Source organism: Pseudomonas sp. Marseille-QA0332 (assembly GCF_054950175.1).
The window spans coordinates 2565377-2580758 of the sequence record NZ_CM143106.1 but is presented as its reverse complement, the minus strand read 5'-3'; the positions used below and the strand labels follow the sequence as shown (position 1 = coordinate 2580758).

Annotated in this window: 15 protein-coding genes; 8 read left to right on the top strand and 7 right to left on the bottom strand. The window is 61.9% G+C overall.

Annotated features, from left to right (window positions below):
• Positions 1-31: 31 nt before the first annotated feature.
• The gene (locus tag ACY8GK_RS12015; protein ID WP_196177084.1) at positions 32-271 is read right to left on the bottom strand and encodes a DUF3820 family protein; all 240 of its coding nucleotides are present in this window, start codon (positions 269-271) and stop codon (positions 32-34) included.
• A 199-nt stretch (positions 272-470) separates the two neighbouring features.
• Between ACY8GK_RS12015 and ACY8GK_RS12010 the strand changes: the two genes are divergently transcribed.
• Positions 471-1040: a ferritin-like domain-containing protein gene (locus ACY8GK_RS12010; RefSeq protein WP_196177086.1), complete on the top strand. Its 570-nt coding sequence runs from the start codon at positions 471-473 to the stop codon at positions 1038-1040.
• A 1-nt stretch (position 1041) separates the two neighbouring features.
• On the opposite strand, the gene ACY8GK_RS12005 is transcribed toward ACY8GK_RS12010, so the two are convergent.
• The 6 genes from ACY8GK_RS12005 to norR all read right to left on the bottom strand — a co-directional run bounded on the left by ACY8GK_RS12005 (position 1042) and on the right by norR (position 7581).
• Positions 1042-2532: a GGDEF domain-containing protein gene (locus ACY8GK_RS12005; RefSeq protein WP_462401334.1), complete on the bottom strand. Its 1491-nt coding sequence runs from the start codon at positions 2530-2532 to the stop codon at positions 1042-1044.
• A gap of 172 nt (positions 2533-2704) precedes the next feature.
• On the bottom strand, positions 2705-4036 hold the full coding sequence (locus ACY8GK_RS12000; protein ID WP_462401333.1) for an OprD family porin: 1332 nt from the start codon (positions 4034-4036) through the stop codon (positions 2705-2707).
• 205 nt (positions 4037-4241) lie between these two features.
• Positions 4242-4466 carry a hypothetical protein gene (locus ACY8GK_RS11995; protein WP_196177091.1) on the bottom strand — a complete coding sequence of 75 codons (225 nt, stop codon included), beginning with the start codon at positions 4464-4466 and terminating at the stop codon, positions 4242-4244.
• Positions 4467-4657: 191 nt separating this feature from the next.
• A complete protein-coding gene (locus ACY8GK_RS11990) occupies positions 4658-4969 on the bottom strand; it encodes a hypothetical protein (protein WP_196177094.1) in 312 nt (103 codons plus the stop codon).
• An 85-nt stretch (positions 4970-5054) separates the two neighbouring features.
• Positions 5055-5951, bottom strand: a complete 897-nt coding sequence (locus ACY8GK_RS11985; protein ID WP_196177096.1) for a chemotaxis protein — start codon at positions 5949-5951, stop codon at positions 5055-5057.
• 73 nt (positions 5952-6024) lie between these two features.
• Positions 6025-7581 carry a nitric oxide reductase transcriptional regulator NorR gene (gene norR / locus ACY8GK_RS11980; protein WP_462401332.1) on the bottom strand — a complete coding sequence of 519 codons (1557 nt, stop codon included), beginning with the start codon at positions 7579-7581 and terminating at the stop codon, positions 6025-6027.
• A 155-nt stretch (positions 7582-7736) separates the two neighbouring features.
• Between norR and hmpA the strand changes: the two genes are divergently transcribed.
• The 7 genes from hmpA (at position 7737) to cyoE (ending at position 15382) form a co-directional block, all read left to right on the top strand.
• The gene (hmpA, locus tag ACY8GK_RS11975) at positions 7737-8915 is read left to right on the top strand and encodes an NO-inducible flavohemoprotein (protein ID WP_462401331.1); all 1179 of its coding nucleotides are present in this window, start codon (positions 7737-7739) and stop codon (positions 8913-8915) included.
• A gap of 583 nt (positions 8916-9498) precedes the next feature.
• Positions 9499-10005, top strand: a complete 507-nt coding sequence (locus ACY8GK_RS11970) for a disulfide bond formation protein B (protein WP_196177102.1) — start codon at positions 9499-9501, stop codon at positions 10003-10005.
• 552 nt (positions 10006-10557) lie between these two features.
• A complete protein-coding gene (gene cyoA, locus ACY8GK_RS11965) occupies positions 10558-11502 on the top strand; it encodes a ubiquinol oxidase subunit II (RefSeq protein WP_196177103.1) in 945 nt (314 codons plus the stop codon).
• 3 nt (positions 11503-11505) lie between these two features.
• A complete protein-coding gene (cyoB, locus tag ACY8GK_RS11960; protein WP_462401330.1) occupies positions 11506-13524 on the top strand; it encodes a cytochrome o ubiquinol oxidase subunit I in 2019 nt (672 codons plus the stop codon).
• Between the two features lie 3 nt (positions 13525-13527).
• Positions 13528-14151 (top strand): cytochrome o ubiquinol oxidase subunit III, encoded by a 624-nt coding sequence (cyoC, locus tag ACY8GK_RS11955; RefSeq protein WP_196177107.1) that lies wholly within the window; start codon positions 13528-13530, stop codon positions 14149-14151.
• The gene (gene cyoD, locus ACY8GK_RS11950; RefSeq protein WP_196177109.1) at positions 14151-14483 is read left to right on the top strand and encodes a cytochrome o ubiquinol oxidase subunit IV; all 333 of its coding nucleotides are present in this window, start codon (positions 14151-14153) and stop codon (positions 14481-14483) included. The genes cyoC and cyoD overlap by 1 nt, the downstream gene beginning before the upstream one ends.
• Positions 14484-14494: 11 nt before the next feature.
• Positions 14495-15382, top strand: a complete 888-nt coding sequence (cyoE, locus tag ACY8GK_RS11945) for a heme o synthase (RefSeq protein ID WP_196177111.1) — start codon at positions 14495-14497, stop codon at positions 15380-15382.

Here is a 15382-nt window from a genome sequence, read left to right as displayed (position 1 = left end):
ATCGAGCGGCCTGGCCGAGCGCCAGGCCACTTCAGCCTGGCGTGGACCGTCCGCCTGGGTGCTTGCGCCGCAATGGCGTCAACAGCTCGCCCAGGCCGTTATGATCGATCTCGTGCATCAAGGCCAGCAGGCCGCCCAGCTCTCCGCCAGGGAAACCCTTGCGAGCGAACCAGGCCAGGTAGTCGCCAGGCAAGTCGGCGATGGCCCGTCCCTGATACTTGCCGAACGGCATGCTGCGGGTGACGAGCAGTTCCAGCGTTTGGGGATTCATGCGGCGACCTTCGCAGGCAAAGCGGTCACGATACTGCAAAGTGCATGATAGCCAAAGCGGCCATCATGCAGAAAGCCAAGCCAGGGGGACGCAGGCGGTTACACAACTTATTGATTTTTAAGGATTTTGGTTTTCAGTCAAAGCTGGCACGAAGCCTGCTCCGTTCATGGGGACTATCACCTGCCACGGAGTTCGTGCAATGAGCAATTCAAGCAAAGAAGTGATCGACGTACTGAACAACCTGATCGAGTACAGCAAGGACGGCGAAAAAGGTTTCAAGGAAGCGGCCGATGATGTCAAGAATCCGGAGCTGAAGGCGTTCTGCGTCCAGCGCGCAAGCGATTGCTCCAGTGCCGTGAGCGAACTGCAGGCCGAAGTGCGTCGCCTTGGTGGCGATCCGGAGACCTCGACCAGCATCACTGGTGACCTGCACCGTGGCTGGGTAAACCTCAAGTCGATGTTGACCGGCAAGGACGACAAGGCCGTGCTCGAAGAGCTCGAGCGTGGGGAAGACGCTGCGCTCAAGGCATACAAGGATGCACGCGAGAAGCTGGCCAAGCTTGGCCATGGCGATGTAGCGGTCGGTCATACCACCGTCACCTCTGGCGTCGGTACCACCTCGTTGGGCGACACCACGCTGAGCGGTACTACCGCTACCACTGCCGCGGCAAGCGGCCCCTACGCGCTGGTCGAACGCCAGTTGCAAGGTGTGCAGCGCAACCATGACCAGGTCAAGGCGCTGCGCGACCAGGCTCGCGCCCGCTCCTGAGTCACGGCCCCTCGACGCGATTGCGACCGCCCGCCTTGGCCCTGTACAAGGCTGCGTCCGCAGCGCCCAGTACCCACGTCAGGTCCTGCTGGCGTCCGGGTACATGAAGGCCGACGCCGATGCTCACGGTAACCGGCCGTGAGTCATCGCCGAACACGGGCAGGGCCTCGATACTGGCGCGAATGCGTTCAGCCAGCAGCAAGGCCCCGCCCAGTTCGGTTTCCGGCAGGACCACCTGAAACTCTTCTCCTCCATACCTGGCGGCCAGGTCGCCCGGCCGGCGTATGCAACCCTCGATCGTCCTGGCTACTTCGCGCAGCGCTTGATCCCCACCGGCATGGCCATGACGCTGGTTGAATGCCTTGAAATGATCGACATCCACCATCAATACCGCCAGCGGCTTGCGATTGCGCTGCGCGCGCGCCCATTCGCGCCTGAGTACCTGGTCCAGTTGACGGCGGTTCGCCAACCCGGTGAGGCTGTCGGTGATGGCGAGCCTGGCCAGGTCCTGTTCGGCACGATGACGTCTGCGCAGCTCCCGGCCCAGCAAGCGGGTCAGCCAGAGAATGCCCAGGCACAGCACGCCGGTCGCGATGCCGACGAGCAAGGCGGTACGCTGCCAGACCTGGAAAATATCCTCTGAAGACTGCGTCACCAGCACGATCAGAGGTAGATCGGCGACCCGGGCGAAGGTATGGATGCGCTCGGCCTGGCCATCGCCCGGGTGCGTGGTGAAGCTTGCGCTGGGCTCGTTCAGGATGCGCTTGAAGTCCGCTTGCTGGCTGAGGTCGGTACCTACCGCTGGATCGCCGGGCCGTGCCGGTTGGCGGGCGAGCAGCTGGCCGTCGGTGTTGAGCAGGTCGATGTTGCTGTGCTGGCCGATATCCAGGCGCTGGAACAGCTGGCTGAAATACGACAGCCGCATGGCGCCGGCAGCCAGGCCGGCAAATTCGCCGTCTGGCCCGGATATGCGCCGGCTGAAGCTGATGCACCAGTCCAGATCGCCCAGGCGTGCCTTGAACGGCGGGCCGACCAGCAAACCCAGGTCGCGGTTGTCCCGGTGGCGCTGAAAGACCGGAGTGTCGGCGAAGTTGGCTGTGCGTGGCACCACGCTGGTGGAGTCGCCGGCCACGTTGCCTTGGGCATCGATCCACAAGATGTCGCCATGGACCGGTTTGGCGAAGGCGCGGTCGAACAGGATCCGATGGCGTACCGCTTCGTGCAGGACGAGCACGCTTGGCTGACGTATGGCCCAGATCAGCTCGCGCAGCGATTGGTCGTACAGTTCGACATTGCGCACGATGTCGCTTTCGATGAGCTGGACGATGTTGCCGGCCGATCGCATGGACGACTGCACGACGCTGTCGCGCTCGCGCACCAGCAACAGACCGACGATGGCCAGGATGGCGAGCACGGCGAGGCCGCTGCCCAGGTTGAGGAACAGCACGGGATCGGACTTGTACACGGCGCAACGCGGGGTTCGGGTAGGCATGGTCGCTACTGCATAAGCCCGTCGTCCGTGAGGGCAAGGCTTCATACGCGGCGGCGGTATTCTAAGGAAGCGAAGCACGGCCGGACAACCGCGGAAACGGTTGTCCGACGGAATGGAAGACAGCTTCGGTCGCGGCCGCTCGAGTGTGCCGCGACGCCGGCCGCCGGTGTGTCTAGAAGATGTTCAACGGATAATCGACGATCACCCGATACTCGTCCACGTCATTGTCGACCCAGGAATAACCTTGGGAGCCACGGTGACTGGCGTAGCGCAGCTGCACGGCCAGGTCCTTGAAATCGCCCTCCTGAATCACATACTTCACGTCCAGGTCACGCTCCCAGTGACGAGCGTCCTTGCCGTCCGGGCTGTACCAGTGGCCATACCCGCTGCTGTCACGGTCGGCCTTGGTCAGATCCAATTTACCGCGCGAGTAGGAGAGGGTAGTGCTCAGGCCTGGCAAGCCGAGCCCGGAGAACTCGTAGTCGTACTGCAGCTTCCAGGAGCGCTCGTTGGGGCCGTTGAAGTCCGAGTACATCCGCGAGTTGTCCAGGAACACGCTGTCGCCCTGGTTGATGTAGTCGAACGGCGTATTGCCGTTGACCCGCTGGTAGGCGGCGGTGAGGCTATGATGGCCGGCATTGACGGTGAAATGCAGGCTGTAGGTATTGTTGTCGATATCGCCCAGCAGGGCCTGGCCGGTGTCCTGGGTGTGGTAGAAGTGCAGGCCTGGGTTGAGGCTGACCAGGTCGTTGACCACATGGGTGTAGTCGAAGTCGAAGTAGTACTGGTTCCAGATGTCCTTCAGTTCGGCGGCATACAGGTTGCTCGTGATGTTCGGCGTGCCGCTCCAGGAGGCGCCCAGCCAGCTCAGATGATGACTCTTGCTGCCCTCGGCCAGGGTGCCATAGAAGGTGTCGATGCGACGCTGGCCGCTCTGGTTGTAGGGCTTGGTGAAGCTCACCTGGCCGCCTTCGAGCTGCAGGCCAGCAATGCTCTGGTTGGTCAGGCTCACGCCACGGAAAGTCTGCGGCAGCATGCGGGTTTCGCCACCTGCGATCACCGGATTGGTCAGGAACAGGTCACCAGCCTTCAGCTCCGTGTCGAAGGCCTTGAACTTGACGGCTGCGCCCGCCGTGGAGAAGGTTCCCGGTGCCTTGCCAAGTTCGCCATCATCCTTGTAGTGCGGCGGCAGGATGCTGCTGCCGGCATGACCGCCACCGCCATCGAGCTTGATGCCGAGCATGGCATGGGCATCCAGACCGAAGCCGACCGTGCCGGGCGTGTAGCCGGACTCGAAGCGTGCGATGAAACCCTGGCCCCATTCGCGGTTGTCCCGATTACCGGGGTTGAGCTGGTTGCGATTGAAGTACGCATTGCGTGCGTTGACGTTCAGCGAGGCACCTTCGATGAACCCCTCAGACTGCTGGTCATCGGCCTGGGCTGTGCAAGGAATCGTTGCAGCCATTGCAACGAAAAGCGGGGTGAAGCGAAACGCGATGGACACCAGTACAAGCTCCTCTGGTCTGACGGTGAGGTAGTTCTTGTTCTCTGCCCGACAACTTTCCCGTCAGGGGCGAACTGATGTGGCGGGCACTACCTGCAAATAAAAGAAAGGCCGCTGGTTGCCCAGCGGCCTTTCTTAAACTAACACATCGTCACGCCTCATGTCCGACCTTGGCCTTGACATGGCGCCATTGGCGCGGCGTCTCTCAGCTGTCGACGCCCTGCTCGACGACGCCCTTGGAAGCGGTCTGTCGCGCGTCCTTGGCGGCATCGACCGGTTGTCCGGCGACGGCTTCGCGGACCTGTTCGCGAACGGCGGAGAGTTGTGCGTTACGCGCGACGAAGGCCGGCGACTCTTCCGCCATGGCCAGGGGCGACAACAACAGGGAAGACAGAACGAATACGCTGGCAACACCCATACTGTTGGACATTTGAAACTACCTTCTTGCACTGCAAGTATTGATTCGACAGCGCTAAGTTAAACCCGGCAGCGAGTTTGAAACAGGGTCGAGCTGAATAAGCACTATTACAAAAAAAGCAAAAATACCCGTCGTGAAAAGTAGGCCTGCCGGCCAAGCCGCGTGCTTGAGCCACTCCCTGGCTCGACCGCAGGCCAGGATGGCTACCGCAGCGTACTGTCCCATTCACTGACGTAGGCCCGCTTGTGCTGCTTGTCGAACAGGCACAGCTCGGTGCCGGTGCGCTTTTGCATGTGTTTCTGCGGATAGGTGCCCTCGAGCAGCAGGGCGCTATAGCCGACCTGATCTTCGAATTCGACGGGCTTGCCACGTACATGGGCATCCTTGAACTGGCTCGCCGCCAGGCAGGCCTTGAGCACCTGCTGGCGATGCTCGTTCCAGGCCTGTTCGCTGGAGGCGTGGGCGAGGGGGGACGACAATACGCAGACGAGCAGCAACAGAGAGGACGGTTTCATGCGAGGCACCTGTTGTACATTCATGAGCCCGGATTATGCCGGGACCATTTCCCGGGTTGGCTCGACAAGTTTGTCGCTGAATATATCACCGCTCGGCGAAGACCACCGCCCGCGCCGCCGTCACCAGGCAGTCGGTGAGCTCCGGTGAGGAAAACTTGGTCAGGATGGCGTTGGCCCCGGACAACCTGGCTTTCTCGCCGGCCATGCTGCTGTCCAGGGAGGTGTGCAGCAACACGTAGAGATGCTGAAAATCCGGGGTCTCCCGCAGGCTGCGGGTAAAGGCATAGCCGTCCATCTCCGACATCTCGATATCCGAGACCACGATGTTGATTTCCCGCTCGGTGCCTTGCAGCGCCAGCAGCACATCGATCGCCTCCTTGGCGCTGCGTGCCGTGTGGCATTCGATGCCCAGGCTGCGCAGGGTGTGGGTGGATTGCTGCAAGGCGACCTGACTGTCGTCCACCACCAGGATGTTGGCGGCTGCCAGCAGGGCGGCCTGCTCGCGGTCCAGCTCGCCGCTGGGCAGCGCCAGGTCCTGGGGCATGATGGCCTGGAGTACCTTTTCGATATCCAGAACCTGCACCAGCTGGTCGTCGACCCGTGTGACGCCGGTGATGAAGGCGCGATTGCCGGAGGCGTAGGGCGGTGGCTTGATATCGGTGCTGCGGCAGTGGACGATGCGGCTCACGGCCTGGACATGCAGTCCCTGGCGCGAACGGCTGATATCGGTGACGATCAGGCAGCCGCCCTGGGGGTCGGCCAGTGGCCGCTCGCCGATTGCCCGCGACAGGTCGATCACCGAAAGCGGCTGGCCACGCAGGGTCGCCACGCCACGTACGTGGGGGTGCGATTCAGGCAGGCGGGTCAATGCCGGGCAGGTGATGATCTCGCTGACCTTGAGCAGATTGATGGCCATCAGCTTGCCGCTGCGCAGGGTGAACAACAGCAGCGACAAGGCGTCCGCGCGAGCGTTTCGGGTCATGGCGTGTTCGGCTTCCGTCGATGAACAGGATGCCGGGTTATCGACCTGCCTCCCCCAGGCTTTAGCCCGGCCATCAGCGCAACCGCAGCCGCTTGGCCAGACGGCTGAGATTGGCGCGGTCCAGGTCCAGCTCGCGAGCCGCCGCGGCCCAATTGTAGTCGTGCCGTTGCAGGCAGCCCTCGATCAGCTGCCGCTGGTAGTCATCCAGCGCCTGGCGCAGGCCGCCTTCGCCCAGTGGCGCCGAAGCGGCCACCGGCTCGACGGCCTGGCTCGCCACGGCAGGCTGGACTGGACGCAGGTCCAGGTCGCAGGCTTGCAGGGTGAGAATGCGCGGACGCTGCGAATGGTGCCCGAGCGCCTTGAGCGCCGAGCGGCCGATCAGGTGTTCCAGTTCGCGAACGTTGCCTGGCCAGTCGTAGTCCAGCAGCGCGGCCTGCGCATCCGGGCTCAGGCGCAGGCTGTTGAGGCCCATGCGCGAGCGGTTTTGTTCGAGGAAGTAGCCAGCCAGCAGCAACACGTCGCGACCACGTTCGCGCAAGGCTGGCACCCGCAGCGGATAGACGCTCAGGCGATGGTAGAAGTCCGCCCGATAACGGCCGTTTCGCACTTCCTCGGCCAGGTCGCGATTGGTCGCCGCAATCAGTCGTACGTCCACCCGGTGCTCGCGGTCCGAGCCCAGGCGCTGCAGTTGGCCGCTCTGCAGCACGCGCAGCAGCTTGGCTTGCACCACCAGAGAAAGCTCGCCCACTTCGTCCAGGAACAAGGTGCCGCCATTGGCCAGCTCGAACTTCCCTCGTCGCTCGCCATGGGCGCCGGTGAAGGCGCCGCGGACGTGGCCGAACAATTCGCTTTCGACCAGCGTATCGGGCAGGGCCGCGCAGTTGAGACTGATCAACGGCTTGTCGGCCCGGTCACTGGCCTGGTGCAGCGCCTGAGCGACCAACTCCTTGCCGACCCCGGTCTCGCCGGTGATCAGCACGGTCAGCTCGCTTGGCCCCACCAGGCGGATCTCCTCGAGCAGATGCTTGTGCGCCGGGCTTTGCCCGATCATTTCCTGTTGCTGTTGCCCACTGGCCTGGCGATAGACCTCGGCGCGCTGGTGTTCGTCCTCCGCGCGCAAGGCCAGCTGCTCGATCCGCTCGGCCACCGTGACCGTGGCCGCGGCGAGACTGGCGAACGCCTGCAAGGCATCCAGTTCCACGGCCTGGAACTGACCGGCAGTGAGCGAATCCAGAGTCAGCAGGCCCCAGGGACGCTCGTCGACCAGCAAAGGGCAGCCCATGCAATCATGTACGTGGAGGTCTACCTCGGGAGCATCGACCAGACCGTCGTAGGGGTCCGGCAGCTCGCTGTCACTGTCGAAACGGGTCGGAGCATGACGGCTGAGCAGCATCTGGAAGCGAGGATGATCGCTGATGCGAAAGCGCCGCCCCAGGGTATCCGGCGACAGGCCGTCGACGGCCAACGGCACCAGCCACTGGCCATCGAGCCTGAGCAGGGCGGCGGCATCGCAAGGCAGCAGGGCGCGCATGGCCTGCAGCAGCCGGCGATAGCGTTCCTGGTCCGGCAGGTCGCGAGACAGGTCGCTGACCAGGGGAAGCAGGGCGGTAAGCAAGGGTTTCGATGTCATAAGGACTCCGTGTGGTCCTTATGACTATAGAGCAGTCCTGGTCATTCTGACTTGCTAAAGGTCAAGACCTCGGTTTCATTGGGCCGGAAAGTTGGCACGGTTGATGTATTGCACAGTTCAAACCTTCGACATCTCCACGTTCGGGAGTGACCGCAATGCTCAACGACCAACAACGCGCCATCATCAAGGCAACCGTCCCGCTGCTGGAAAGCGGTGGCGAAGCCCTGACCACGCATTTCTACAAGATGATGCTCGCCGAGTATCCTCAAGTGCGACCACTGTTCAACCAGGCCCACCAGCAGAGTGGCGCCCAGCCACGCGCGCTGGCCAATGCGGTGTTGATGTATGCCAGGCATATCGACAGGCTCGAGCAGCTCGGCGGCCTGGTCGGGCAGATCATCAACAAGCATGTGGCCCTGCAGATCCTTCCGGAGCATTACCCGATCGTCGGCAGTTGCCTGCTGCGCGCCATCAAGGAAGTGCTGGGCGAGGAAATCGCCACGCCGCCAGTCATCGAAGCCTGGGGCGCGGCCTACCAGCAGCTGGCCGACATCCTCATCGGCGCCGAGGAGACCCTCTACAAGCAGAAGGAAGAGGCGCCGGGCGGCTGGCGCGGGACCCGTGAGTTCCGCCTGGTACGTCGCGAGCAGGAAAGCAGCGAGATCGTGTCCTTCTACTTTGCGCCAGTCGATGGCAAGCCTGTGCTCAAGGCCGAACCAGGCCAGTACATCGGTGTGCAACTGTTCATCGAGGGTAGTGAACAGCGCCGCAACTACTCGCTCTCCGCGCTGGGCGATGGCCAGCAGTACCGCATCAGCGTCAAGCGCGAGCCTGGCGGCAAGGCATCGAATTTCCTGCATGACCAACTCAAGGTCGGCGATATCCTGCCTCTGTTCCCACCGGCCGGGGATTTCACCCTGACCGACAGCGACAAGCCTCTGGTGCTGATCAGTGGCGGCGTCGGCATCACGCCAACCCTGGCCATGCTCGACGCGGCCCTGCAGGGCGAGCGACCGGTCTATTTCATCCATTGCGCGCGAAATCGTGCGGTACATGCCTTCCGCGACCGGATCGACGAGCTGGCCGCGCGCCATCCGCAGCTCAAGCGCTTCTACTGCTACGCCGAGGACGACGGCAGTGGTCAGGGTGATGCCCTGGGGCTGATCGACCAGCAAAGGCTGGAACAATGGCTGCCGCATGACCGCGATGTGGACGCCTACTTCCTCGGGCCGAAGCCGTTCATGGCCGCGATCAAGCGTCATCTCAAGGGCCTGGGCGTACCAGAGCAACAAAGCCGCTACGAGTTCTTCGGCCCGGCCGCGGCGCTGGAATGATGTGAGCAAGTGCCCCGGAGCAGCGCTGTCTGCTCCAGGGCGGCGGCTGGCGCATGCGCTGGCAAGCCCGTTCCCCGTGTCAGGTCGTCGCTCGTCGTGGGTAATCGAGACGAAGCGAGCAGGGCGATTGCCGGGCGTGGGGAGCTGGCTTGCCAGCGCATGCGCCTTGGCTCGGGCATGCGCTGCCGGTCGCAGGTTCCGGCGTCCGAGCGTCTTCCAGAGGCAAGCCAGCGAAGGGGCTGGCTGGCAGATGACACGCTGTGTCGATGAAAAGAGGCGAGGGAAGGCTGAACAAGAACAGGTTTCATCTTTAATCCTGCGTCAATCCCTGTATCCTTCACTCCGGTGTCGAGGAGGCCTGCGCCTGCCCGTCTTCCGGAGCGCTGCTTTTTTCCGCGGCCGAGTTGAACCGCCAGACCGACATCGGGTCAGAGCCATCTCTGGATAGTCCGGCGCAACTGGCGCCGCTTCGTCGAATCATCCAATGGTCATGATCGACAGGCAGACTCATGCCCGGCCGGCTGGTGCCGGTCACACGCTGATCGCAGGCCAGCGCAGCTACTGTCCATCGAAGGAAACGGCAATGAACGAACCAACATCGCGCCTGAACCGTGAGCGGCGCTTCCTAGTGCTGCTGGGTGTGATCTGTCTGTCGCTGATCGGCGGGGCGCTGTACATGCAGGTGGTACTGGGCGAGGCGCCTTGCCCGCTATGCATCCTGCAGCGCTATGCATTGCTGCTGATCGCCGTGTTCGCCTTCGTCGCCGCCGCCATGCCCCGCGCAGGCGGCGTGACCCTGTTCGAAGGGCTGGTGGTGCTCAGCGCCATCGGCGGGGCCATTGCAGCTGGCCGCCATGTGTATATACTCGCCAACCCTGCGGTAAGCTGCGGCATCGACACCTTGCAGCCCATCGTCGATGACCTGCCGCTAGCCAAGGTCTGGCCGCTGATGTTCCAGGTGGACGGTTTCTGCACCACGCCGTATCCGCCGTTGCTCGGTCTTTCCCTCGCGCAGTGGGCGTTGCTGGCGTTCATCCTGACCGTGGTGCTGGTGCCGCTGGGCATCTATCGCAACCGGCGACGGTCCTAGTTCAAAGTTGCCGAATACGCAAGTCGATTGCCCTTGCGAACCTTGTTGAAATTATTCGCCCTGACCACCCCGAAATCGCTGAAAGCCTTGCCTGGCAAGGGTTGCAGGCTTCCCCGAGGGGGTGCGACAAACTGTCGCGAAGCTGATTTTTTGATCAGTATTGTTACGCATTCTGTAAAAGACTGTTGCTCAATAAGTCATAGTCAAGGGTTGGCGACCTATCTACAATCGCCCCCAATTTCCGTTCGGCACTGCTTGCAAGTCGCAGGATTGAAGGAAGCCACGGCTCCTTTTTGCTGACTTCGTCAAGTTTCGCCAAACGGCGATACCGGGCGGACCCCCCTCCGCGTTTTCTCGCACCAAACGGACTTGGTTGAAGTACAGGCCGTTAGCCTACGAAGTCATATAGCACCGTAATTTCGCTCGATGCCTGGTCCAGCAGTCGGACGCCTGGCATCAGCGGATTCGCCCCAAATGCTGACGCTTGGCAGGACGAAGTGTTGGCGACCAAAACACAATTGCATTGAAGCAAGCTGATCTAGAGGTCGTGAGATGAGTAAAAAGCGTTACCCCAGACTGTTTGGCATTTTGCCCTTTTTAGGCATGCTTTTACTCAGTGGGTGCAACTGGACCCTTCTCAATCCGAAGGGCCAGGTGGGCATTGAGCAAAAGAACCTCATCCTGATCGCCTTCGGCCTGATGCTGCTGGTCGTGGTTCCGGTCATCATCATGACCTTGGTCTTCGCCTGGAAGTACCGTGCTTCCAACAAGGCCGCCACGTACACCCCGGACTGGTCGCACTCGACCAAGATCGAGGCCGCGGTATGGATCATCCCGATCCTGATCATCATCGCGCTGGGTACCGTCACCTACAAGACCACCCACTCGCTCGATCCATATCGTCCGCTCGACTCCGACGTCAAGCCGGTACAGATCGACGTGGTGGCGCTGGATTGGAAGTGGCTGTTCATCTATCCGGAGCAGGGCATCGCCACGGTCAACAAGATCGTCTTCCCGGCCAACACGCCGGTGAACTTCCGCGTCACCTCGGATGCCGTGATGAACTCCTTCTTCATCCCGGGCCTGGGCGGCCAGATCTACGCGATGGCGGGCATGACCACCAAGCTGCACCTGATCGCCAACGAGAACGGCGAGTTCGACGGTATCTCGGCGAACTACAGCGGTGCCGGGTTCACCGGCATGAAGTTCAAGGCGACCGCCACCACCCAAGCCGATTTCGAAGCCTGGGTGAACGAAGTCAAGCAGTCGCCGAAGAAGCTGGAGGAGGCCGAGTACCAAGCCCTGGCCAAGCCTAGCGAAAACAACCCGGTCACGCTGTACAGCGAGGCGCCGGCGGACCTGTTCCAGACCATCGTCGACAAGTACGAGGGGATGAACCGTGGCAAGCCGGTCAGCCATGAAGAAGGCAGCAAGGATCTGGCCACAACCAAGGGTGTGGAGTCGAGTATGCAACCAGCTGCTGGGGCAGAGGAGTAAGAGATGTTCGGTAAATTAAGTCTGGAGGCGATACCTTTCCACGAGCCGATAGTCATGGTGACGCTCGCCGTGATCGCGCTCGGCGGTATCGCTGTCGTGGGTGGCATCACCTACTTCCGCAAGTGGAACTACTTGTGGAGCGAATGGCTGACTTCGGTCGACCACAAGAAAATCGGCGTGATGTACATCATCGTCGCCATGATCATGCTGCTGCGCGGCTTCGCCGACGCCATCATGATGCGTTCCCAGCAGACCCTCGCCACCGCCGGGTCCGAAGGTTATCTGCCGCCTGAACACTATGACCAGATCTTCACCGCCCACGGTGTGATCATGATCATCTTCATGGCGATGCCGTTCTTCACCGGCCTGATGAACCTGGCGCTGCCCCTGCAGATCGGTGCTCGCGACGTTGCCTTCCCGTTCCTGAACTCGCTGAGCTTCTGGCTGCTGGTGGCTGGCGTGATCCTGGTCAACGTCTCCCTGGGTGTTGGTGAGTTCGCCAAGACCGGCTGGGTCGCGTATCCGCCTCTTGCGGGGATCCAGTACAGCCCCGGGGTCGGCGTCGACTACTACATCTGGGCGCTACAGTTATCAGGGCTTGGCACGACGCTTACCGGCGTGAACTTCCTGGTCACCGTGCTCAAGATGCGCGCGCCTGGCATGAAGCTGATGGACATGCCGATCTTCACCTGGACCTGCACCTGGGCCAACGTGCTGATCGTCGCTTCGTTCCCGATCCTGACTGCCGCGCTGGCTCTGCTGACCGTTGACCGTTATCTGGACTTCCACATTTTCACCAACGAACTTGGTGGAAACCCGATGATGTACGTCAACCTGTTCTGGGCCTGGGGTCACCCTGAGGTCTACATCCTGATCCTGCCGGCCTTCGGCGTGTTCTCGGAAGTGACTTCGACCTTCTCCAGCAAGCGCCTGTTCGGCCACCACGCGATGATCTACGCATCGGGTGCGATCGCCGTGCTGGGCTTCGCGGTCTGGCTGCACCACTTCTTCACCATGGGTGCCGGCGCGAGCGTCAACACCTTCTTCGGTCTGGCGACGATGCTCATCTCGATCCCGACCGGCGTGAAGCTGTTCAACTGGCTGTTCACCATGTACCAGGGCCGTGTGCGCTTCACCGCGCCGATGCTGTGGACCCTGGGCTTCATGGTCACCTTTTCGATCGGTGGCATGACTGGCGTACTGCTGGCGGTTCCAGGCGCCGACTTCGTGCTGCACAACAGCCTGTTCGTGATCGCGCACTTCCATAACGTCATCATCGGTGGTGCCGTCTTCGGCTACGTCGCGGGCTTCGCCTTCTGGTTCCCGAAAGCGTTCGGCTTCACCCTCAACGAGAAGTGGGGCAAGACGGCCTTCTGGTTCTGGATCACCGGCTTCTACGTGACCTTCATGCCGCTGTACGCGCTGGGCTTCATGGGCATGACTCGTCGCCTGAACCACACCGACAACCCGCTGTGGGAACCCTATCTGTACGTCGCCATGGTCGGTGTCGTGCTGATCGCCTGCGGTATCGCCAGCCAGCTGATCCAGTTGTTCGTTTCGGTCCGCGACCGCAAGCAGAACCCGGACGTGACCGGCGACCCATGGGGCGGCCGTACCCTGGAGTGGTCGACTTCCTCGCCACCCCCGTTCTACAACTTCGCCACCATGCCGGAGAAAGTCGGCCTGGATGCCTGGCATGAAGCCAAGGAAGCGGGTGTCGCGTACAAGGTCCCGACCAAGTACCAGCCGATCCACATGCCGAACAACACGTCGACTGGTGTGTTCATGGGCCTGCTGCTGGCGGTCTTCGGCTTCGCGTTCATCTGGCACATCTGGTGGCTGGTCGGCGTGAGCCTGGTCGCGACCATTGCGGTCTTCGTTCGCCACGCCGCGCGTGACGACCAGGGCTACATGGTTCCGGCCGAGGAAGTGGCGCGCATCGAAGGTGAACGCCACAGGGCCCTGCAGCTCGCCGGCGTGCCTACCGGTGGCGCTCGTGTCGAAACGTTTGAACGGGTTTAATCAATGTCCAGTCATGTAATCAACGCTGGTGCTCATGGTCACGACCATGGGCACGACGATCACCACCACGACTCGGGCCAGATGACCGTCTTCGGTTTCTGGCTGTACCTGATGACCGACTGCATCCTGTTTGCGTCGCTCTTCGCCACCTACGCGGTGCTGTCCGGCAGTTTTGCCGGCGGCCCGTCGGGTCATGACATCTTCGAACTGCCCTTCGTGGCCGTCGAAACCGGTCTGCTGCTGCTGTCGAGCATCACCTTCGGCTTCGCCATGCTGCAGATGTTCAAGGGCAACAAGGCGGGCGTGCTGGGCTGGTTGGCCGTCACCTTCCTGTTCGGCGCAGGCTTCATCGGGATGGAAGTCTACGAGTTCCATCACCTGATCAACGAAGGCTTCGGCCCTAACCGCAGCGGCTTCCTGTCGGGCTTCTTCGCCCTGGTAGGTACCCACGGCCTGCACGTGACCTCCGGTCTGATCTGGATGGCGGTACTGATGTACCAGATCAACACCCAAGGCATCACCCCGACCGTCAAGACCCGCATGAGCTGCCTGAGCCTGTTCTGGCACTTCCTGGACGTGGTCTGGATCTGTGTCTTCACCGTCGTCTATCTGCTGGGGGTTCTGTAATGGCCAATGCACACGACACTCATCACGAAGGCAATCACGGTAGCGTGAAGTCGTACGTCATCGGCTTCGTCCTGTCGGTGATCCTGACTGCGATTCCCTTCGGTCTGGTGATGTACCCGAGCCTGCCGAAGAACCTGACCGTCCTGATCGTGGTGGCCCTGGCCGCCATCCAGGTGGTGGTGCACCTGTTCTACTTCCTGCACATGGACCGTTCGAAGACGCAGCGCAACAACCTGTCGACGTTCCTGTTCACCACCATGGTGATCGCACTGCTGGTTGGCCTGTCGCTGTGGATCATGTTCAGCATCCACTATGAAATGTTGGCCAAGTGAGGAAAGACCGCATGTCCCTGAAGCACTTTATCCAAATCACCAAACCGGGGATCATTTTCGGTAACGTGCTTTCCGTGGCGGGGGGCTTCTTCCTCGCCGCGCAGGGTCATGTGGACTTCGCGCTGTTCCTGGCCGTGGTCGTGGGTACCTCCCTGGTGGTCGGCTCCGGTTGTGCGTTCAACAACTGCATCGACCGTGACATCGACCAGAAGATGGAGCGCACCAAGAACCGCGCCATGGTCCAGGGGGCGATGTCGCTGCCCGTCGCGCTGGCTTATGCCACGCTGCTCGGGATAGCGGGTTTCACCCTGCTGTACGTCCAGGCCAACCCGCTGGCGGCGTATTGCGCCCTGGCCGGCTTCGTCATCTACGTCGGGTTCTACAGCCTCTGGCTCAAGCGCCGCTCGGTGCACGGCACCTTGGTAGGCAGCCTGTCGGGTGCCATGCCTCCGGTGATCGGCTACTGCGCCGTGAGCAACAGTTTCGACCTGGCTGCGGTGACCCTGCTGGTGATGTTCAGCCTGTGGCAGATGCCACACAGCTTCGCGATCGCGATCTTCCGCTTCAATGACTACCGCGCGGCGAAGATTCCAGTGCTGCCGGTGGCTCGTGGCATCCTTGCCGCGAAGAGGCAGATCGTCCTCTATGTGCTGGCCTTCCTGCTCGCCACCTTGATGCTCACCCTTGGCGGCTACGCCGGCCTGGGCTACCTGGCCGTCGCCGCGGCCATGGGCCTGTACTGGCTGTACATGGCCTGGGGTGGCTACAAGGCCGAGGACGACAGCAAATGGGCGCGCAAGGTCTTTGGCTTCTCCATTCTCACCGTCACTGCATTGAGCGTGATGATGTCGGTGGACAGCCAGACAGCGTCCGATGTGCTGATGACCTACGCGCGCTGA